This is a genomic window from Streptomyces sp. NPDC000594, from assembly GCF_040299965.1.
Taxonomy (GTDB): domain Bacteria; phylum Actinomycetota; class Actinomycetes; order Streptomycetales; family Streptomycetaceae; genus Streptomyces.
In genome coordinates, this window is the sequence record NZ_JBEPCY010000015.1 from 176829 (window position 1) to 196354 (window position 19526).

Sequence of the window (19526 nt, forward strand, 5' to 3'; positions counted from 1 at the left end):
GGCCCCGGCGCCCCATCCAGCCATCCGGCGGATCCCTGCGACGCGTCCTCCCGCCCGGGCCCGGGCTCAGTGGATGACCAGCTGTCCCAGGGCGAGCGCCTCGGCCAGGTCGGTGTCGTCCTGTCCCGGATCGGTGAGGACGACGGCAATCCGGCCGGCGTCGGCGGGCGCGGACGGGTCGTACCAGACCACCGCACGGTCCCCGGCGCGGGGCGGCCCGGTCCGGCGGAAGACGGCGGTCTTGGTGACGGAGCGCGCCATTCCGTCGTGGTCGACAAAACGGACCACGAAGTGCAGCCGGGGCCGGGTGCCGAGCCCGGGACCGGCCTCGCGCGCCTCGGTGACCAGGCCCTTGGTCCGCAGTCCGGTGACGACGACGGCCCGGGTACGGGCGGCGCGGTCGCGCTCGGCCCCGGCGTACCGCAGCGAGACCCACACCCGCAGGACGACCAGGAGGACCAGGACGGCGGGGACCCAGTAGGCGGCGCTCCAGGCGATCCAGGCGTCGGGGCCCCAGCCGCCGCCGGGGCGGCCGGCCGGGCCGGTGAAGCGCCCGGGGTCGGGGGCGGGCTCCCACAGGACCCGGGCACCGAGGAGGAAGCCCCCCGCGATGCCGGTGTTGACCACGGTGGACGACAGGGCGGACTGGAGGGTGAGGCCGATCGCGTCCACCAGCCCCGAACGCAGCGAGACACCGATGAGCGACCCCGCGAGCAGCGCGGCGAAGAACGCCCAAAGGAGCCCGGGGGTGTTGTTCGGCGGCTCGGCGCCGGGTGCGAGATAGAGGTCGGCGACCGGGAAGCGGGCCAGGTCGGCGAGGGCGAAGCCGAAGCAGGTCCAGACGGCTCCGTACGCCAGCAGGCCGAGCGCGGTGCCCATGCCGACCGGGCGGCGGCCGCCGGTCCCGAGCCGCGGGAGGAGCCGCGGGAGTCGCCGCCGCCCGGCGGCTGGGTCGACCGTGGACATCCAAAACCCCCATGCGGAGAAGTTGGAGCAGCGGAGAAACCGAGGAGCGAGGAACGGGAAACAACCGCACTGTAGGCAGCGCCGGGGCACGGCGATAGCCCTGTCACACGCCCTTTCGGTTCCGGCCCATCGGGGTCGGAACGTCCGGCCCACCGAGGTCGGGCCGGGGCCCGGAACCGGCTCCCGGGGAGGGAGCCGGCCGGGGTCCGGCCCGATGGCACTCCGCTGTCAGCCCGCTACCGCCCTGCTGTTACCCCTGGGTGTTACCGCTGGGACGGGGGTGACGCGCCGGGGGTCACGCCGGGCTCACTTGGCCCAGCGCGTCACATAGGCCACCTCGCAGTTGACCTCTCCCTCGACCTCCTCCAGGCCGCGCACCCGGGCGTCGGTGGACTCGCCCTGGGCGACGCCATCGACATTGGCCACGCCCTTGGTCACGCTCGCGCCGTCCGCGTCGACAAAGACGATGTCGATCACGTAGTTGCTGGTGGAGCTGGAGTTGTTGGTGATGTTGACGAGCGCGATGGGGACCTTGGCGGAGTCGTCGACCGCACACTCCTTGAGCGTCACGTCCTTCTTCGCCGGGCGGCCCGGCTCGGTGGTCGTCTCGGTCACCGTCGGGGCGTCCGCACTGTCGGAGCCCATCAGATAGAACGCCAGTCCACCGGCGACCGCGAGCCCCGCGACAACACTCAGAGTGACGATCAGTCCGGTGCGGGACTTCTTCGGGGGCGGCGGCGGAGGCGGAGCGAACGGGGGCTGCTGCTGCCCCGTGGTCCAGTCGGCCTGCTGACCCTGCTGACCCCAGTGGGCATGCGGAGGCCGTTGACCCGGTGAAGGCTGGGGAGATGTGTCGTACACGGGACCCGTCCAGGAAGCGCACAGTTAAGGGAGCGTCACCCTAGGGCAGATTATGAAGATATATGAGATGGTCTTCCGAACTGTTACCAAATGGCCTATACCACTTGGGCAACCACCCCTTTTCACAAGGCACTTCATTAAACGTGCTCTTGTGAACGTGTGACCCGACCTGCTGCCATAGCAACCGAGTTGTTATGCCGGCGGGGGGTCGGATGGACGGGTTGAGGGTCACCGCGTGGAAGCGCTTCGGGCATGACCGGCTCTATGTGAACCTGCCGGACGGGCACCGCGGTCGGGTGGGCGGACCGCCGTTCGGGGGAGGTCACCCTGCTGCGGCCGAGCTACCGTGACGCCGTCCTCGACGCGCTGGCCCGTCACACTCCGACAGCGGCGACGGAGCCGGCGGGGCCCCCGCCACCGCCCCGGAGGGCGCTGCCGCCGCTCACCCCGGAGAACGACCTCGCCCACCGCCGCCCCGGCGCCGCCCTGCGCGAGCACCTCGCCGCGACCGGCCCCGGGCTGCTCGAACGCGCCCTGCTGCGGCTGTTGCGCCGCCCGGTACGGGGCGACTCCTGGCGCAAGGGGCTGGCCGGGGAGCGCCGGGTGGGGACGGAGCTGAACCGCCTGGGCCGGTACGGGTGGCACGTATTGCACTCCGTACCGCTGCCGCGCGAGGTGGACATCGACCATCTGCTGATCGGGCCGGGCGGGGTCTTCAGCGTCAACACCAAGCACCATCCGGGCCGGACGGTCCGGGTCGGCGACACGGCGGCGACGGTGGGCCAGGGTCCGCCCCGCCCCTACCCGCCCAAGAGCCGCGCCGAGGCCCGCCGGGTGCGCGTGGCGCTGGAACGCCACTGCGACTTCCCGGTCCCGGTCCAGCCGGTCCTGGTCTTCGTCGGCGTCACCGCGCTCACCGTCGACCCGGACGTCGGCGACCTCCGCGTCTACCAGGACCGCCAGATCTCCGCCCTGGGCTCCCTCACGGGCACCCTCTCCCCCGCCCACGTCGCCCACCTCTTCGCGACGGCCCGCGACCGCCGCGCCTGGCTGGACGCGTGACGCCCTGGCGCATGTCTGTTGCCCTGTCTGTTGCCCTGTCTGTCGCCCTGCCTGCTGTCCTGTCTGTTGCCCTGGATCGGGTCAGCCGGGTCAGCCCTCGGTGACCGGCACGCTGAACCCCCTGTTGCGGATGAGGACCCGTACGACTTCGTCACCGATGTCGAAGGTCGCCTCCTCCACCTCCGTCTCGGTGATCACCTGGACCACGGGATCGGTCGGCGCGGTCTCCACCAGATTGAGGTGAAGCTCCTCCGGTACGGGGACGAGCGGCGGCGCCGCGAGCTCCAGCGTCAGCCGAAAGCCCTCGGTATTGCAGGAACAGACCCCCTTCACGGCGACGGACCGCCGCCCCTCACCGCTCCGGTACGCCCTGGCGCTGAAGTCGTCGGCCCCGGCCTTGCAGGCGAAGCCATTCTCGGAATCGGACATGCTCCATCACCTCGTGACCCCCTGACCACCTGCGCGCTCCTCTTCCAGCGTGCGCCCGGCCGGTACGGGGGGCCACTCGACCGCGCCGAACCCGCCGGCTCCACACCGTGTGCCCCACAAGAGCCACGGCGACGACGCATGCCGCCACGCGCGTCACCTTCCAGGTCATGGCGAAGACCGGACCCTGCGAGCCGGCCTCTGCGCTCAATCGCTGAGTCGCCTCGAAGGCTGCGATCAAGGGGGCGAGCAGACGGAACAGCAGGCCACCGACTCCGGGCGTCCGCGCCAGATTCCCTATGAGCCCCAAAGGCGCACCGAAAACGAAAGCCGCTGTTCCCCATACGAGGATCTGCCCCGCACTGGACGTGGCGGATTCCATTCCCTCCGGAACAGAGGTAGCGGGCTCCGCTCCGGCCGGAATGGCGGGGTTCATATCCTTGAAGAGGTAGTACGTGACGACGCCTATGGCCAGTCCCAGAGATGCCAGCAGTGCCGACTCGACTTTGGACCGGCGGAAACAGCCCACCAGCAATGCGTAGCAGGCCCACGGCCAACCACTGGAGAAAACAATGCCCACGGCGACGCAGACAGGAGCATCCCACCTCCCGGCCACGGGGCCCACCAGACCGAGCAGCAGACCTGCCGCCAGGCAGACAACGACCGGCACGACGCGAGCACGCGCTAAGCGCATGATTGCTTTTCCCCTGTTCGGTGGGTAAGTCCGAGTGGGCGGTGGCGCCACTCCGGCGCTGTGGGGTTGACCGATCGGCCCCAGAGGGGCTCACCAACTTACCGCACCTTCCAGTTCGTTCAGGAAAGCTTTTCCCCGCATTCGCGGGGCTGAGGGCTGCCCCGCGAATGATCTGCTGAGAGGTGTGAACACCGTCGGCTGGGGTGCCTGTTCGACTATCCGGCGAGCGCGAGGTTATGCAGTCGGGCGATGCCGCTCATGGCGTGGTGGACGCCCGGCTCACCACGCCAACGCGGCGGGTGTCGGCGTCGCTGGCGACCTGGTAATCGAGAGGGCCAGCCGGGCTGAGCCGTCCGATCGCTCAGGCCCGGCCACCCGCGGCATCGCGCAATAGTTGCCGGACTCCGCGAACAGGTCGGTATCCGAACGCGTTCGCCGCGGCGGTCGAGTCGTACACCCGGTCCAGGCGATCGGGCACCGGCCACCCCTGGTCGCGGAAGGCCCGGACGACGTCCGGGACCCGTTCAGCGAGCACCGCGCCCGCATCGCGGGACAGGGCAAGGCAGTCCTCGCGGTGAAACGGGTGCGGCCCGGAGATATTGAACCTGCCGGTAACGGTGGGGTGTGCCACGGCCAGGACCCCCGCAGCCGCTACGTCGGCAACGTCGACCGCCCGGTGGAGCAGGTGGCGGGCCCGCACCGGCAGGGGCTCCGGAAAGCACCGCGCTATGCGCAGCGTGACCGAGGAAATGGCGCAGCCGGCGACCAGTTCCTCCGCGGCCAGTTTGGTCTCGTCGTAGATGTCCCTGGGGAGCGGCGTGAGCTGCTCGTCCACCCAGACGGCACGGTCGGTGGGCTCCAGGGCGTGTCCGTACACGCTTGTACTGCTGATGTAGAGGACCCGCCGGGCGCCGAGGCGGTCGGCGTCGTCGAGCAGGCCCGCGGTCGCATCCACGTTCACGGCTCGGAACTCTTCATCGGGCAGGCGACCGACATGTGGGGCGTGCAGCGCGGCAGTGTGGACCAGGGCATCGGCCGACCGCAACGCGGCCCGTCGCACCGCCCGGTTTCGCAGGTCTCCGACGACGCCCGTCCAGCGGCCGGGAATCCGGTCCACGCCGCGGACCCCCCAGCCGGCCGCGTCCAGTGCCTCAGCCAGGGCCGCTCCGACCCGGCCCGAACTTCCGGTAACCGTGACCAGCCCAGCGGGGGCTCTTTCCGTCGCCAAGTGCACGCGTCCGACTGTACGGCGTGGCACCGGTCTCCTGAGCTGGAACAGCTGAACAGGGAGGCGGACCCGACTCGCGGTTACGGTTTCGCGTCCCGGGCCGATCAACACAGCTCCCGCCGGACGGCTCATCCCACATCGGAACCGAGGTGTGTCAAACGTTGTGCGCGCGGCAAGAGCCATCGCCTCGCCGACACTGATTCGACGCCTCGACACGTCGAGCGCCACGTGGCCATGCCCAACCGGATGAGATGGATGCCGCCCAGGAGTTTCACCGCCGTCAACGCCCGAGCCGAGGGCATGCCCAGGGTCGACAAGCCGACTGCGGCAAACGTTCCGGATCAAGCGCGGGGCTCGCCCATGGCCGCGCGCAGCCAGTCGAGCGGGGCCTGGGCCAAGAGCTGGTCGGCGAGCAGCCGGCCGGATGGGGTGACGATGCGGGCCCGGCTGTTGTCGACCCATCGCTGGGCCGCCTCGTACCCCTGCCCCTTGTACTCCAGGCCCTGCAACATGCACTCCAACTTGTCCGCGTCCCGCGCACAGATGGCCTCCGGCGTCTCCCGGGCCTCGTACTCGGCGACGACCGCACGGATCGCGGAACGCAGGACCTCGGGCATGCCGGCCGTCTGGTCCACCGTCACGGCCTCGGGGTCGCCTGCGGGCGCGTACTTCTTCCCCAGGTGGTTCACGTCACCCGTGCGCGTCTCCTGCGAGTCGTGCCACACCGCGAGATGCGCGGACCGCGCGGCGTCGGCGCCCTCCAGGGTGGCGATGACCGAGGCGATGACGGACGTACGCCACGCGTGCTCGGCGACGCTCTCGGGGTCCCGGATGCCCGCCATCCACCAGCCCGTTCGCCGGGCCGCCTTCAAGGTGCCCGCCTCCCAGAGGAAGTGAGCCACATCCGCCAGGTCCTGGTCACCCACTGGTGTCCCCTTTCACGCCTCGGCGAGGCGGATCACGTACCGGACGCCCGCCAGCTCCCGCCGAGCCTGCGGTGGGAGCCGAGAGTCATCCAACAACACCGGCAGGCCTCCACGCGGGAACCCGCCCAGCGGTCGACCGTGCCGCGACAAGTTGGGGCGGACGGCCAGCAGCACCCGCTGGCACGAAGTCGTCCGCCGGCTCGGTCCGCTGCCTTTTGGCGGTGCAAGATAACGTGCTCGAGGTCGGTGCCGGTTCCGTAAAGCAAGTGCAAAGCCGCCACTGAGGCCCAGATCGGAAAGAGTGGTCCCCGTGCATGCGGGGATGATCCGCTGGCCTCCCAGGCAGGCCCGGAGGGAGTCCGGTGGTCCCCGTGCATGCGGGGATGATCCGCCCAATCGCGACCAGTTGTCGTGGTGCGCGGCGTGGTCCCCGTGCATGCGCGATGATCCGGTCCGCGAGATCGGCCACGCGTGCGGAGCGTTGCGGTCCCCGTGCGCGCGGGGTTGTCCAACAGTGGATCACCATGGTTGCGCCGCCCATCCTCCAAGCGCGCCGGGTGGGCCACTCAACCCCTGCGGGCGGCGGTCGCCGGCCAGACCACGTCGACAGGCATCCCGGCTTCGCGCGCCAAGGCCACGGTGTCGGCGGTTCCCCCCCTTCCGGCCGGCGGAGAGCCGTCCCAGACCGCGACAAGGCGGTGGGCACGCCTCAGCAACAGGTCGTTGGCCTCTTCGTAGGCCGCACGGTTCGCCGTGGGGTGCGGCAGTGTCACGACTTCGGACGCCGCCGTGATCAGGCGGTCGAAGGACGGGGCATGGTCCGGCTTCACCTTCGCCTCCCGGTAGTTCTGCGAGGGGATGACGACGATGAGTTGTCCACCCGCCGCCGTGACCTCCTCCGCGAAGATCGTGTCCGATCCGGCGGCAATGCATGACACCCCGGTCACCTCAGGACCGAACCCGGCAATCAGGTCGCGCAGAGCGGCCCGGACCAGCGGCACACTCTCCTCGGTCAAGTCCATGTGTCCAGTCACAGCGAGGGTCACCATGTGTCCACTCCTCATCAGCTCGACAGCAGGTCGCGGATACTATCCCGTGCTTCTTTCAGGGGCTGGGAGGCGGTGTCGCCAACCGTGTAGGGGTAGAGCTTGCCCAACTGCGCACGCACCCGTCCGGACCACATGTCCCGGGCTGCCTCAACAGCGGCCATCGTCTCGGTCGTGGCACCACGCCTGTCCCCCATCAGGAAGTGGCACTCGGCCAGTCCGATCCGGTCCAGCACGTGGCCCCGTCCCGTCTGCGGGCCACGGGACGCCAGAGCGAGGCGGATGTGCTCCGCAGCCCGTTCCGCGTGCTTCCGTGGATCCCGGCGGGCCATGTCCAGGAGCCGACCCCCGGTAACGCCGGCCAGCTCGGCACCGTCGAAGTATGTGATCCAGTACGGCTCATCATCGTCCGGCCCCGTTTCCGCAAGCACTTCACGTGCTCGCGCGGTGGCCCTCTCAAAACCCGCCATGCGGTCGAGAGCGGCGTACGCCCATGCTTCCCTCGTGTGGAGCATGGCGCGCACCCGGGGCCCTATCGCTCCGCGCGCGCCCTCTTGCGCAAGCTGGATCAGCTGGAGGGCATCGTCAGGGCGATTGCAGTAGAGCATCTGCCGTGCCATCCCCGCCAGGATGTTCGCGCCGAAGGGGAGGTCACCGCCCGCGTGTGCCGCACGGAGCGCGAGGCGATAGTAGTCCTGCGCCCGGCGCTGGAATCCGGCGTCCCACGCTGTTGTCGCAGCCGTTCCCGCAAGCTGGGCCATCACCCGGTAGAGCCTGGCCTCAACCGCAGGCGCCTGGTGGTCGCGAAGGGTGCCGGCCACCTCGTTCAGCTGCCCGATGACCGCCTTCCGGCGCAGCCCGCCTCCATGCCGTCGGCTCCAGTGCCGCAGCTCCTTGGCTGAGGATTCCAGCTCAGTGACATCCCGGGCTCCCAATCGTCCCCGACGTACACAGGTGGCCGCTGGGGCGGACGGCTGCAACCATCCTTCCAGGGGATCAAGCAGAGCGCCGCCGGCGACCGCTGCTCCAGCCAGGGCACGCGCTATCGCACGTCTGTCCATCAGGAAATCATTCCTCGTCAGTTCGTCCGCGAGGTGCACCGTGGCATCCTGCCGCCACAGGAGGTCGTCTGCGGGCGGACAGTCCGGCGCGCATTGCGGTGGTTCGGTGTTGTTGCTTTCCCAAGGGCGCGGGGCCAGGCCCAGCAGGTGACCAGGGATGCGGAGGCCATCGGCGATCCGGCAGATCACCTCGAAGCTGGTGACTCGGTGGGTTCCACCGATGATCTTGGACACCTTGCCGGGTGTGAGCTGGCAAGCTGCGCCGATCCGGTTCTGAGAGAGGCCGGCCCATTTCTTGATCAAAGTGAAGGCGGCAGCAAAGTCGTGCTCGATCAGGGCTGCTCGTAAATCTGCTCTGTCGAGCAGACCTTGAGGCAGCGGGCCTCGGGTGTAGGCGTCCATACGGCTTCCTGGGTTGATCGTTGCATAGCAGCGTCTGTCGGGAGCTTCAACGACTCTATTACCGACTCGGTAACCCCTCGTGGTTATACCGGTGTTAGCTGACCGAGCCGATGCTCGTCCTACGTGACCAACAACGTAGGGATGCCGGATGGCTCAGAGAGAGACACTGATCCCAGTGGAGGGTGCGCCCACGACACGGGTGATTCAGTGCACCCGGTGCGATGCCCGGTCCCCGCTCGGGCCACCGTTGGCTGAGTTCGCGGGGTGGGCACTCGGGCATGCCCTCCTCACCGGACACCGGGAGTTTCAGCAGGTGACCATCGAGCCGCTGCACACGGTGGGCACCGACACCGATCCGGCGGGAGCAAGCGAGACGGCTCCGTCGTGAGCGCCCCCACCCAGTCGACCCCAGACCGCACACCCGAGTGCCGACAAGACGCGTGCGAGCTGTGCTTCGGCCCCGAGGAGATACGGCTTCCGCAGCAGGCCGAGGCCGAGGCACCCGTCCTCACTGAGCACTGCGGCTGCGGCTGCCACCTCTCCTGACTTCCTGAACCCCCGCCCACCGCACGGGCGGGACCCGCCCGCCCCTCGGGCGCCGGACGCACCTGCCCCGGGCCCGGCGACGAGGGGGCGGGTGACCAGGACCGCCGTCCGTGTGGGCCCGCCAACCCCTGTCCGGCGGGCCCCCGGGCGGCGGTCCCCCGGCAACCAGCGGTACCGGGCCCCACCCAACCCACCCGAAGGGACATCCATGTCCGTACGTCTGCGTGCCGTCACCTGGAATCTGCGCTGCGGCGGTGTCGACGGCCCCTCCGAGCAGCGCTTCCACCAGCAGGCCGACATCCTCGCCGACCTGGCGCCCGACGTGCTCGCGCTCCAGGAATGCACCTTCTGGGACGAGGGTGAGGAGCGGCGCCTGCACTGGATGTGCCGCGCCCTGGAGATGGCGCCGGTGGCGATGGTCCGGGACGGGATCGGTGACGGCCGCAACCACACCGCCCTGCTGTACCGGCCCTCCAGGCTGAGGCTCCTCGGCCACCGCACCACCGGGGTCGGGGTCTTCCACCACGCCCTGATCCACGCCCGGCTGCGGCCCGTGCAGGCCGGGGACGACGACAGCCTCGACCTCCTCGCCCTCGCCACCCACCTGACCCACACCGACGGCGAGAGCCGACTGCGCGAGGCACAGTGGCTCACCGACCACGCCGGACCCTTCCCCCGCACCCCCGACCACGCCCTCCTCCTCGGCGACCTCAACACCTCCGGCATCCACGACCAGGACCCCGACGACTGGGCCGCGATCCCCCGCAACCTCCACGCCCGCTACCGGCACCTCACCGACGACGGACGGTTCGGCGGCATGGACCGGCGCGCACTCCAGCTCCTCATCACATCCGGCTGGCACGAACCCCAGACCCACCTCGGCACTCCGCGCGAACCCACCGTCGGCTACGCGTACGACAACGAGAAGGTCCCCCTCACCCTGGACCACATCCTCTACAGGGGGTTCACCCCGAGGGCGTACGCGACCCACGACACCCCCCACGCCCGCGACGCCAGCGACCACCTCCCCACCGTCCTCGACGCCGACCTCCCCTGACCACGGGCCGAGCAACAGGGCGGCTCTTCCTCAAGGGTGTCCGTGAGACGGCCATGGAGGAAATCGCCGGCCTCCGTACCGAACTCGCGCTCAACCCCGCTGTCGGCGGCATCGGGTCAACGGTCCGGAACATCACCGCGCCGTCGGGTAGACCGTCGCCGACCTCGCCCCCGGGACCGGGAACCTCCTGGCGGTCGCCTCCGTCCTGGAGCGCATGGCCCGGCTCCACCCACCAGGAGGGATCAAGGTGCCCGCCCTGGCCGCGTGGCTCGTCGGTCACCTGGAACTCGGTGACGTACACAGGCTGGCCGCCGCCGGTGAGACTTACTCCGAGCCCAGCAAACGGCACCTTCGCACCCGCCTCAGTGCCCGGTGAGAGAACACCCTGACGCGCGGACAGCTGGACGCGGGATCAGGCTACGTAACGTCTCCTACGAAGGAGGGCCGGGTCGACAGGGCCTCCGATTCGCCACCATGGGGTGGGTCCCCAAGGACATCGAGGGTGTATACGAGCACGTCACACCGGAGATGCGGCGGCACCGGCCGGACGCGCTGGAAGCGCGGTGGCGGCGCGGGCGGAGTCCGGGATCGTGATCTCCTTCGTGGAGCCCGTCCCCTAAATTTCTCCTAAATGACCAGCAGCGGAGCCCCCTACCAAGATCGGTAGGGGGCTCCGCTGCTGGTCAACACGGTGGGCGCGGACGGTTTCGAACCGCCGACATCTGCTTTGTAAGTTCGATACGGCCTCGACCTGGTGGGGTCCGCGTCGTGAACCGGGGCCACCCGTGGATGGAGTGGGCCGCCGCCATCCGGAGTCGTTGATGTCAGCGTTAGATGTCAGCAGAACGGCTTGCCTCCAAAGGCCTCTCGTCCGATCGAGCCAGCGCCACCAGCCATGCCGGCCGGACACACCCCCGCAGCGACAGCAGGTCCGCCGACTGTCGGCCACCCACTCGGCCGTGACGTAGACGGCCCTAGCCTTCGGTTGGTGATGAGCTCCTCGCGGAATGTGGGTGCATGCCATCCACAACAGTTGGTCCTGTTAGGGCTTCCGTCATTCTCGCCTCCGCACATGACTCCGGAGGGCCTGTGCCCTTGTGGGAAAGACGCAGGTCAAGGGCACAAAAAGGTCAGATCAGAGCTCACCCGTCCACACGTAGTCCATGAGGTGTTGCCCTCCAAAGCTGCCCTCGCTGTTCTGCCTGTGACGCTCCACTTGACGTAGCTCTATCCTGCCGACCATGACCAAACAACCGTCACCTACTTGGTGGGACGCTGAGCACCCAGACAAGGCTCGCGCCTTGGACTTCGTCGACTTAGCCGCAGACCAGATCGAACGGCTCGCTCCGCTGCTGCCGGACGTTGTCGGCGTTGCTGACGCTGTACGAGTAGCGTGTATCGAGTCGTTCTGGGTTAATGTGCGTCTCCTGGCTGAGTTCTTGGTCAAGGGAACTGACGTCCGCGACTGGCAGGCCCAGGACTTCGCTCCCGGCTGGACTCCCGCAGATCGTGAAGCTGACACCCGTATGCGCGAGGCATGGACCCTGGCCAGCCAGCACGTTATGCACCTGAGCAAGGCGCGCACACCCGAACACCTGGCCGATATCGAACCGGTCGTTGCTGAGGACTACCAAAAGATCGCACAGGACTGCCACGTGATTTACCGTGATTTCCATGCCCGGATTCATCAATGAACCGATTGAGGGGTGGTCCTGGATTTGCCTCATGAGTGAGGCATGGATCCCTAGTACCAGTCCTGGTAGCGACTGCTCGACAGTTGAAACTTATCTGATTTGCTGTTGTTGCAGCCTGAGCAAAGCAATTGAATATTCGTCACGTCATTCAAGCCCCCTCGGGCGAGTGGGATCATGTGATCGAAATTTTCGGAACTGAATCGATTTACCAAGCCCGTCAGATCTCGGCCACACTTTGTGCACATGCCGCGATCGCGAAAGTAGATAGCTCGCTGCACCCACTTCGGTACTTTTGTGCGCTTAATCGCGCCGGGACGCTCCAGATATTTTCTGTACCTAGAACTCTGTGACTCTTCGGTGTCATGCCCAACCCCCATCACGTATCGAGACAGGTACTCGTGAAGCGCCTGGAGGGTGACTCGATTCGTGAACATCACATAGAAGACCTCCTTGGAAATCTTTTTCAGGAAGTCTTCGTACGCCTGACTTAGTCGCACTTCGAGAAAATGCTCGTAGCAGGCGTCGTGCACCTCTACTGCGGTCTCAAATCGCGTCAGGTTCCCTTCAGTGTGGGCGGTAGGAGGGATGTCTGGAATCTCAAAAGAGATTTTTTCCCGTAGTCCGTAGGCCACTAGAGCTGCTTCGACAGGTATGGTCTTCTTGGGCTTCATCATGTCCGCACCGAAGAGGACGGCACGATCACCGCTGTTGTCGGATTCCATTATTTCGTCAGCAATGTAGCGAATGAATTTATGTAGAGCGCTGTCTTTCTGCCAATGTGGAAGAAACTCGAAGATGCCGTCATCTAGCATCAGTGCTTCAAGGTAACGGTAGTCAGGGCATAGGGCGAGCCTTTGAACTCTGCTGGCGATTCGGTAGGTGCTGTAGTAGTTGTGGTCGAACCATTGAGTTTTGTCCGAGCTCATTTAGATGCTATTTTCGCCGATATGTAAATTCCTCGCGCGCCGAGTCCCTGAAGTCTGCCTTTTCGGGGCATCCCTTGCTTCAGGGCCCGATGCTCGATTCGCGCAGCTCCCTTAAGCCGCTGCCGAAAATTCCCTCACATAGTGGGCTCGCCAGGTGCTGGACGAGTGTGGGGGGTAGCCCGTTTCCTTCGCAATTTCGATGTGCGGATTTAAGTAGTGCGTCAATGGTGGCCTTCAGTACCACTTCTTCGAGGATTGTGGATTCCGATCGACGAACGCCAACTGCAATCAGCTCCTTAAAGTGCTCGCTTAGGGTTCCGTCTGGGTTGCTTACTTTCGCGTCTGCCAGGAAGTCGACCAGTAATTCCTTGATGATGTTCCTGAAAAACATCACGTCTTGTTGAATGTTGGCGCATTCGGCATCCCGTAGGTTTGCCAGTGCGCACTGGAGGGATCTGTTTGTGTGTCTGATTCTCGCAGACCAGGCAAGGTGCCTTGCGGCTCCCTCGTTGAAGGTTCTGTCTCGTGTAAATCTTAGAGGAACCTTGCCATCCGGAAAATTTCTTAGACTGGTGTGATCGAAGTGACCGGCAGGAACGCTGTAGAAGCCGATTTGATTCCCGGTATCCCAGAGGATAACGACAACTAGGTCTGCACTGCGCGCCCATCGAAGAACCTGCTCGGCTTTTACCTTGATAATGGGTAGAGCCTTTCTTGGGTTTGAGCAGTCACCTCTTGTTCCCTTCACTTGCACCCAAAGCCTCGACGGGTCCATTCGATCGTCAAGGCAGGTTTGGATCAAGAGGTCTTCACCGTAGTCCTCCGGGATTTTTCCAGTCGCATGACCTAATGAAACCCAAATCTGCTCCACCGCGTTGACGGCCATGGAGGCTACCCTGTGTTGTGTGGGCCTCCTGGGCAAAATTCCTCCTGAGTTCGATGGTCTTGCATAGGATCACAGCACATGTTCTACGGCCATGTGCAGGATCTCTGAGCTTCCGCGACGGTGGACTTCTCCTGAGGCGAGGGCGGTGGAGGGGCTTTGGGCGGGAGCTGCCGTGGGGCGAGAGATCGGGGCCCGTAAGCTGCTGGCGACTCGGGCGGTCTGTGGACCTGCCCGCAATGGCCCGATGTGGGGTGGGCCCCGATCTTGGAGGCTCGCCCCATGGTGGCTGCCTAAAGCCGTGGAGCCGACCGCCCCGGCCACAGAGGGGTTCTCCTGAGCGGGCCGGGACGTTGGCGGCCTGGTGGCCGGGCCGCCCGCCGGAGGCAGGGGCGGGCCCGGGTGCCGGGGCCGGGTCGGGCCGTGCGCGGGCCTTGAACCCGTAGGGAAAGCTTGAATCACGCCCTGGAGGGCTTGGGCTGGCTGGTCGTTCCCGGTGGTCCTGGTGGTGTGGTGTAGAACCCTGGGTATGGGGAGTGAGCGGCAGAAGCGGTTGACGGCGCTCGGGGCACGGCTTCGTGCGCTGAGGGCTGAGGCTGGGCTGACCGGTGCCGTGCTGGCGGGTCGGGCCGGCGTCGGGCAGCCGACCGTGTCCAAGGTCGAGAACGGCCGGATGGTACCGAGCGCCGATGTCCTCGACCGGCTCTCCCGAGCACTGGGGCTGGATGCCCCGACGCGGGCCGAGGTCGATGAACTGCTGGCGGCGGTGGAGGCCGCGCCTCCCCCGGGGCAGGACGCTACCCAGCCCTCCGGGTTCGACGACATGGTTCGTGGTGCCCGGCTGATCCGTTCGTTCCAGTGCGTGGTCCTGCCCGCGATGCTCCAGACCGCCGAGTACGCCCGCCATGTCTTCGAGAGCGGACCGAAGCCGACGCCTGAGAAAGTCGGTCGGGCGGTCGCCGCCCGGGTGGAGCGCCAGAGCGTGGTCTACGAACGGGAGCGGGAGTCGGTCTTCGTCCTGACGGAAGGCGTCCTCCGGACCTGGCCCGGCACCCCGTCGCTGATGCTGGCCCAGCTCGACCGGCTGCTGGCTGTCGAGAGCCTGAGCACCGTACGCCTCGGGGTGATCCCCTGGCGCCGGCCGGTACCGCTCGTACCCCGCCACGGCTTCACGCTGTGCGACCGGCGGGCCGTGGTGATTGAGGAGTTCCGGGATGAGCGGGTCTCCATCGAGCCGGACACCGTCACCTTCTACGAGGAGCACTTTGAATACTTTGAGGACGCCGCCGTGTTCGGACAGGAAGCACGGGCTCTGCTCCTCCAAGTGATGGAGGAGTTCCGGGGCCTGGCGGCGACCACCACTCCCTAGAGGAAGAGTTCTTCCAAAGTGGAGCCGACCGCATCCAGCTTGCCGTCGGCGAACTCGGCCAACGCCGTGAAGCACACGCTCAGCGGCAAGGACGGCGATGGTTCCTCGTCACACCCAGTTCGAACGGCGCCTCCACCATTCGTGCCGCCTCCTGCCAGGAAGAAGGTGGGAGGCCTGCTGCTGGTGGCGGCCCGCTCGAAGGGGTGGGGTACCTCGGCAAGCGCTCACAGGAACCTCGTACGGGCCGACCGGCGCCCGAAATGGTACGGCGACTCTGCTGACCACCACAGGCGTTCCGCCCCGGAGACGTCAGAGGCCCCCCGCCGTGATCGGCGGGGGGCCTCTGTGGTGGTGGGCGCGGACGGTTTCGAACCGCCGACATCTGCTTTGTAAGAGCAGCGCTCTACCCCTGAGCTACGCACCCGTGGATGAGAGGACAGCGTACATGGCACCGGGGTCCGCCCCGCAAACCCGTTCCTTTTCCGCTGTGGCGTGCCCCTGAGAGGTCCCGCAGGGGGGATAGCCCCACCCGGGACGGGGTGGCGGGCCGGATCGTGGTGGGTGGGGGTGGTGGCTAGCGTGAGGGGCATCGGGGGGCCAGGGGTGAGGGAGTGAGCGGGATGGCGGGAAGGGCCGGTGCCAGGGGGTGGCGGGGCGGGGCCGCGGGGATGGTCGTGGGGGCGCTGGTGGTGGCGCTCGCGGGGTGTGGGGAGGCGGCGGATGCCGAGAGCGCGCCCGCGGAGCGGAAGGTGTTCGCGCTGGCGGGGAAGAGCCTCACCATCGACAACGACAACTCCGCGATCGAGGTGATCGCAGCCGATGTGCGGCGGGTCGAGGTGGTCCGCAAGGTCGACGGCTGGGTGTTCATCGGGGAGGGGCCCGAGAAGCGGTGGAAGCTGGAGGACGGCCGGCTGACCCTGCGGGTGCAGTGCAAAGCCGTCGCCAGCGACTGTGAGGCCCGTCATACGGTACGGGTGCCGCGCGATGTCGTCGTGACCGTACGCAGTGACAACGGGAGCGTCACCGCCACCGGTCTGAGCACCCCGCTGACGGCCGTCACGGACAACGGGCATGTGACGGTACGGGACACCACCGGCCCCCTCGACCTCCGCAGCGACAACGGGAGCACCACCACCGAGGGGGTCCGGGCGGAGCGGCTGAAGGCCAGGAGCGACAACGGGGACGTGCGGATCGGGCTGCGGGACGGGGCCGCCCCGGACCGGGTGGACATCGTCAGTGACAACGGGGATGTACACATCGGTCTGCCCCGCTCGGGGGGTCCGTACGACGTGGACGCCAGAAGTGAGAACGGAACGGCCAGGGTGGACGTCGACCGGGACCGGAAGAGCCCGCGGGTGGTCACCGTCCGCAGCGACAACGGCGATGTGACCGTACGCAACCGCTGACCGGGTCGGAGACAGGGACAGAGAAAGGCGGAGACCAAGCGGAACCCGAAGCCGGAGCCGTGTGATCGTCGGTACCAGGTGGGAGAATGTACCGGGTACGGCGAAACGGCACGGGAGAGGGATGTGACGGCCAGACACACGCAGCCGCGGACAACAGCGACAGCGGGTGGCGCCCGGGACATCCTCGCCCTCACCCTGCTGCCGCTCTTCCTGATCACGGGGGCCGCCGCGGCCTCCTTCACCAGTGGTGGGGCACGGCGCTGGTTCGGTGGCCGGGGGGAGAGCGGACGGGCCGCCGCCCAGGCCTCGAAGGACGCCGCCGCCGCGGCCTTCTACGAGCTGGACAGCGCCCAGCGGGAGCTGCGGATCTCGCTGGAGACGATCACCGCCGTCGACAGCTCCCCCGAGGCCCGCCGGATGGTGGACGGCTTCACGGCGCTCAGCGGGCGCATCGACGAGGTCAGCCACCGCTATATCGCCGCGGTGGACGCGTACGACCTGGACCGGGACGATCTCGACCCGTCCCTCGCCCAGCAGGCGCGGGTCAAGCTCGACAAGGCCCGCGACGAGCTGGTCGCCACCAGGACCGAGCTGGACCACTACGCGCGGAGCCTCGGGCCACTGCTGGAGCGGGCCGAGACCCAGCTGGCCCGGCTGGCGCCCGCCGTCGAGCGGGCGAGAGCGGCGCTCCTCGCCGCGAGCAATGCTCTCGACACGGTGCGGGGCTCCGGAATGCGTGCGGACGATCTCGCCGCCCGGCTCGCCGCCCTCGCCCCCGAGCTGACCCTCCTCAACCAGGGCGCAGGCCGCCATGGCGTGACCGAGACCCTCCACCGCGCCGACCGGGTGCTCCGGGACGCCGAGGCCATCCGGACCGAGGCGGAGCGGCTGCCCGAGCGCGCCGCCGAAATCGACCGGCGGCTGGTCTCGCTGCGGACCCGGGCCGAAGCCCTGGCCACCCGTACCGAGGCGGTCGAGCCGGTCCTCAGCGAGCTGCGGCGGCGGTTCTCCGTCGCCTGCTGGCAGGATCTCCAGCAGGTGCCGGAGAGCGCGGCCCGGAGTCTGGGGCAGGCCCGGGAGAAGCTCCGGGAGGCCGCCCACGCCCGCGAGGAGCAGCGCTGGCCGGACGCCACCGCACTGCTCGGCACCGTCCGCGCCCTGCTGAACAGCACCGATGAGGCGGTCTCCGCCGCCGGGGACCGGCTGCGGCGGCTCGACGAGGTCGCCGAGGACCCCCGGCGGGAGATCGAGCGCACCCGCTTCGCAATCCGGGACGCCCAGCGGCTGGCCATGTCGGGCCGCCAGACGCCCGAGCCCCGGCACGCCCGCCCCCTGGACGACGCGGTGGCCCGGCTGGAGCGGGCGATCGAGGGCCTCACCGGGCGCCACCCCGACTACTGGCACTTCCTCGGCGAGACGGAAGCGGTCCGGAACACCGCGGCACGAACGGTGGAGCGGATCCGGGAGGAACGGGGCACCACCGGGGCCTCATCAACGACCGGGACCTCATAACCGCTGTTTCCCCATGAACAGGGCTCCCGCCCGGTGTCAACGGACCGCGTAGCCTGGGCACATGCCTCGTTACGATTTCCGCTGCCGCAGCTGCGGCGACACCTTCGAAGTCAGCCGCCCGATGGCCCGGTCCGCCGACCCCGCCGCCTGCCCCCAGGGCCATGAGGACACCGTGCGGCTCCTCTCGACCGTCGCCGTCGGCGGTACGCAGCAGGGCCCCGCGGGCGGCGGCGCCGGAGGCGGGGGCGGGGGCTGCTGCGGCGGAGGCTGCTGCGGCTGACCGGACACCCCGGTACCGCCCACCGGGGCCGGGGCCCGTACACAGACGGCGACCGGCCGCTCACGCCGGCCGGTCCGGGCGCCCCGGGCGGTGGCCGGGCACCCCCTGCCACCTGTCCACCGCATTCCCGCGTGCGGCCGCTCATGTACCGTACGGGGACCAGTGGTTCCCCTTGTCGCGCGCTCCCCAGGAGCACCGCGGACCGGACCGAGCGGTTCCGTCAGGGATCCCTCCCCCGGGGTCCCAACGGTCTTTGTGCATGATCGACAACATCGGTCGTCGGCCGGGTACCGCACACTGGGGTACACCACAGAAACCAGTCTGAGTGTGGTCTTCAGACTCTCTTCAGCTGCGGTTTTCTACCGTGAAAGGCATGGACTCAATGATCGTCACCCTCGCGGCGGGTGCGGAGAGCGGTGCCCCGGGCTGGGTCACCGACATGATGGAGACACTCGGCGCCCCCGGTGCGGGCATAGCCATCGCGCTGGAGAACCTCTTTCCCCCGCTGCCGAGCGAGGTGATCCTGCCGCTGGCGGGCTTCACCGCCAGCACGGGCAAGATGAATCTGTACGCGGCCCTGCTCTGGACCACCATCGGTTCGGTGGTCGGCGCGCTCGCCCTGTACGGCGTGGGCGCCCTCCTCGGCCGGGAACGCACGATCGCCATCGCGTCCAAGCTGCCGCTGGTGAAGATATCCGACATCGAGAAGACGGAGGCGTGGTTCGCCAAGCACGGCACCAAGGCCGTCTTCTTCGGCAGAATGATCCCGATCTTCCGGTCCATGATCTCCGTACCAGCCGGTGTGGAACGGATGCCGATCGGGATCTTCCTGCTGCTCACCACGGTGGGCAGCGCGATCTGGAACACCATCTTCGTGATGGCCGGATATCTCCTCGGGGAGAACTGGGACCAGGTCGCCGGGTATGTCTCGACCTACTCCAAGGTGGTCCTGGGCTTCGCCCTGCTCGCCGTCATCGCCTTCGTCGTCATGCGGATGATGAAGCCGGGGGCCGGCAGCAGGCGCAAGTGACCCGTACCGCTTGATCATTCCAGCGGAGCTGGAAAGCACGGAAGCGGGGCCGCGGGCGGATGTTGTTCGCGGGGGGGCGGGCGGGACCGGGGGAGGCGGGGGGCGGGGGTGGGCGCCCAGGGCGAGGGAGGGGCGCCGGGTCGGCACCCCC

19 protein-coding genes and 1 tRNA gene are annotated in these 19526 nt (G+C 68.1%); 10 read left to right on the forward strand and 10 right to left on the reverse strand.

Going from position 1 to position 19526, the window contains the following annotated elements; translation table 11 throughout:
• Positions 1-66 precede the first annotated feature (66 nt).
• Both ABT354_RS21860 and ABT354_RS21865 read right to left on the reverse strand, forming a co-directional pair.
• Entirely contained in the window at positions 67-966 is a 900-nt protein-coding gene (locus ABT354_RS21860; RefSeq protein ID WP_351496269.1) for a DUF3592 domain-containing protein, read from the reverse strand.
• A gap of 306 nt (positions 967-1272) precedes the next feature.
• Positions 1273-1827 (reverse strand): hypothetical protein, encoded by a 555-nt coding sequence (locus tag ABT354_RS21865; RefSeq protein ID WP_351496271.1) that lies wholly within the window; start codon positions 1825-1827, stop codon positions 1273-1275.
• Between the two features lie 546 nt (positions 1828-2373).
• Here ABT354_RS21865 and ABT354_RS21870 point away from each other — a divergent pair.
• Positions 2374-2889 (forward strand): nuclease-related domain-containing protein, encoded by a 516-nt coding sequence (locus tag ABT354_RS21870; protein ID WP_351496273.1) that lies wholly within the window; start codon positions 2374-2376, stop codon positions 2887-2889.
• A 90-nt stretch (positions 2890-2979) separates the two neighbouring features.
• Here ABT354_RS21870 and ABT354_RS21875 read toward each other — a convergent pair whose 3' ends face one another.
• From ABT354_RS21875 to ABT354_RS21895, 5 genes are all read right to left on the reverse strand, one after another.
• Entirely contained in the window at positions 2980-3318 is a 339-nt protein-coding gene (locus ABT354_RS21875) for a hypothetical protein (RefSeq protein ID WP_351496275.1), read from the reverse strand.
• Between the two features lie 1052 nt (positions 3319-4370).
• A complete protein-coding gene (locus tag ABT354_RS21880; RefSeq protein ID WP_351496277.1) occupies positions 4371-5243 on the reverse strand; it encodes an NAD-dependent epimerase/dehydratase family protein in 873 nt (290 codons plus the stop codon).
• A gap of 335 nt (positions 5244-5578) precedes the next feature.
• A complete protein-coding gene (locus ABT354_RS21885) occupies positions 5579-6163 on the reverse strand; it encodes an HD domain-containing protein (RefSeq protein ID WP_351496279.1) in 585 nt (194 codons plus the stop codon).
• A 566-nt stretch (positions 6164-6729) separates the two neighbouring features.
• The gene (locus ABT354_RS21890) at positions 6730-7212 is read right to left on the reverse strand and encodes a hypothetical protein (RefSeq protein WP_351496281.1); all 483 of its coding nucleotides are present in this window, start codon (positions 7210-7212) and stop codon (positions 6730-6732) included.
• Positions 7213-7226: 14 nt separating this feature from the next.
• A complete protein-coding gene (locus ABT354_RS21895; RefSeq protein ID WP_351496283.1) occupies positions 7227-8672 on the reverse strand; it encodes an NsdA family TPR-like regulatory protein in 1446 nt (481 codons plus the stop codon).
• 148 nt (positions 8673-8820) lie between these two features.
• On the opposite strand from ABT354_RS21895, the gene ABT354_RS21900 reads away from it, so the two are divergent.
• From ABT354_RS21900 to ABT354_RS21915, 4 genes are all read left to right on the forward strand, one after another.
• Positions 8821-9060 (forward strand): DUF7848 domain-containing protein, encoded by a 240-nt coding sequence (locus ABT354_RS21900; protein WP_351496285.1) that lies wholly within the window; start codon positions 8821-8823, stop codon positions 9058-9060.
• Positions 9057-9218 carry a hypothetical protein gene (locus ABT354_RS21905; RefSeq protein WP_351496327.1) on the forward strand — a complete coding sequence of 54 codons (162 nt, stop codon included), beginning with the start codon at positions 9057-9059 and terminating at the stop codon, positions 9216-9218. Before ABT354_RS21900 ends, ABT354_RS21905 begins: the two co-directional genes overlap by 4 nt.
• A 208-nt stretch (positions 9219-9426) precedes the next feature.
• Complete coding sequence (locus ABT354_RS21910) at positions 9427-10275, forward strand: endonuclease/exonuclease/phosphatase family protein (RefSeq protein WP_351496287.1); 849 nt, start codon at positions 9427-9429, stop codon at positions 10273-10275.
• 1241 nt (positions 10276-11516) lie between these two features.
• Positions 11517-11969: a hypothetical protein gene (locus tag ABT354_RS21915; protein WP_351496289.1), complete on the forward strand. Its 453-nt coding sequence runs from the start codon at positions 11517-11519 to the stop codon at positions 11967-11969.
• A gap of 50 nt (positions 11970-12019) precedes the next feature.
• On the opposite strand, the gene ABT354_RS21920 is transcribed toward ABT354_RS21915, so the two are convergent.
• Positions 12020-12895: an HNH endonuclease gene (locus ABT354_RS21920; protein ID WP_351496291.1), complete on the reverse strand. Its 876-nt coding sequence runs from the start codon at positions 12893-12895 to the stop codon at positions 12020-12022.
• A gap of 79 nt (positions 12896-12974) precedes the next feature.
• Positions 12975-13781, reverse strand: coding sequence for a DUF4365 domain-containing protein (locus ABT354_RS21925; protein WP_351496293.1), 807 nt, complete (start codon positions 13779-13781; stop codon positions 12975-12977).
• 526 nt (positions 13782-14307) lie between these two features.
• Between ABT354_RS21925 and ABT354_RS21930 the strand changes: the two genes are divergently transcribed.
• Entirely contained in the window at positions 14308-15147 is an 840-nt protein-coding gene (locus ABT354_RS21930) for a helix-turn-helix domain-containing protein (RefSeq protein ID WP_351496295.1), read from the forward strand.
• Positions 15148-15496: 349 nt separating this feature from the next.
• Here the strand turns inward: ABT354_RS21930 and ABT354_RS21935 are convergent.
• Positions 15497-15571: transfer RNA gene (locus ABT354_RS21935), tRNA-Val, on the reverse strand.
• A gap of 196 nt (positions 15572-15767) precedes the next feature.
• Between ABT354_RS21935 and ABT354_RS21940 the strand changes: the two genes are divergently transcribed.
• From ABT354_RS21940 to ABT354_RS21955, 4 genes are all read left to right on the forward strand, one after another.
• The gene (locus ABT354_RS21940; RefSeq protein WP_351496297.1) at positions 15768-16553 is read left to right on the forward strand and encodes a DUF4097 family beta strand repeat-containing protein; all 786 of its coding nucleotides are present in this window, start codon (positions 15768-15770) and stop codon (positions 16551-16553) included.
• A 123-nt stretch (positions 16554-16676) separates the two neighbouring features.
• A complete protein-coding gene (locus ABT354_RS21945; protein WP_351496299.1) occupies positions 16677-18065 on the forward strand; it encodes a hypothetical protein in 1389 nt (462 codons plus the stop codon).
• A 61-nt stretch (positions 18066-18126) separates the two neighbouring features.
• Positions 18127-18345: an FmdB family zinc ribbon protein gene (locus ABT354_RS21950; RefSeq protein ID WP_351496301.1), complete on the forward strand. Its 219-nt coding sequence runs from the start codon at positions 18127-18129 to the stop codon at positions 18343-18345.
• 373 nt (positions 18346-18718) lie between these two features.
• Positions 18719-19375: a DedA family protein gene (locus ABT354_RS21955; protein ID WP_502983466.1), complete on the forward strand. Its 657-nt coding sequence runs from the start codon at positions 18719-18721 to the stop codon at positions 19373-19375.
• The last annotated feature ends 151 nt before the right edge of the window (positions 19376-19526 follow it).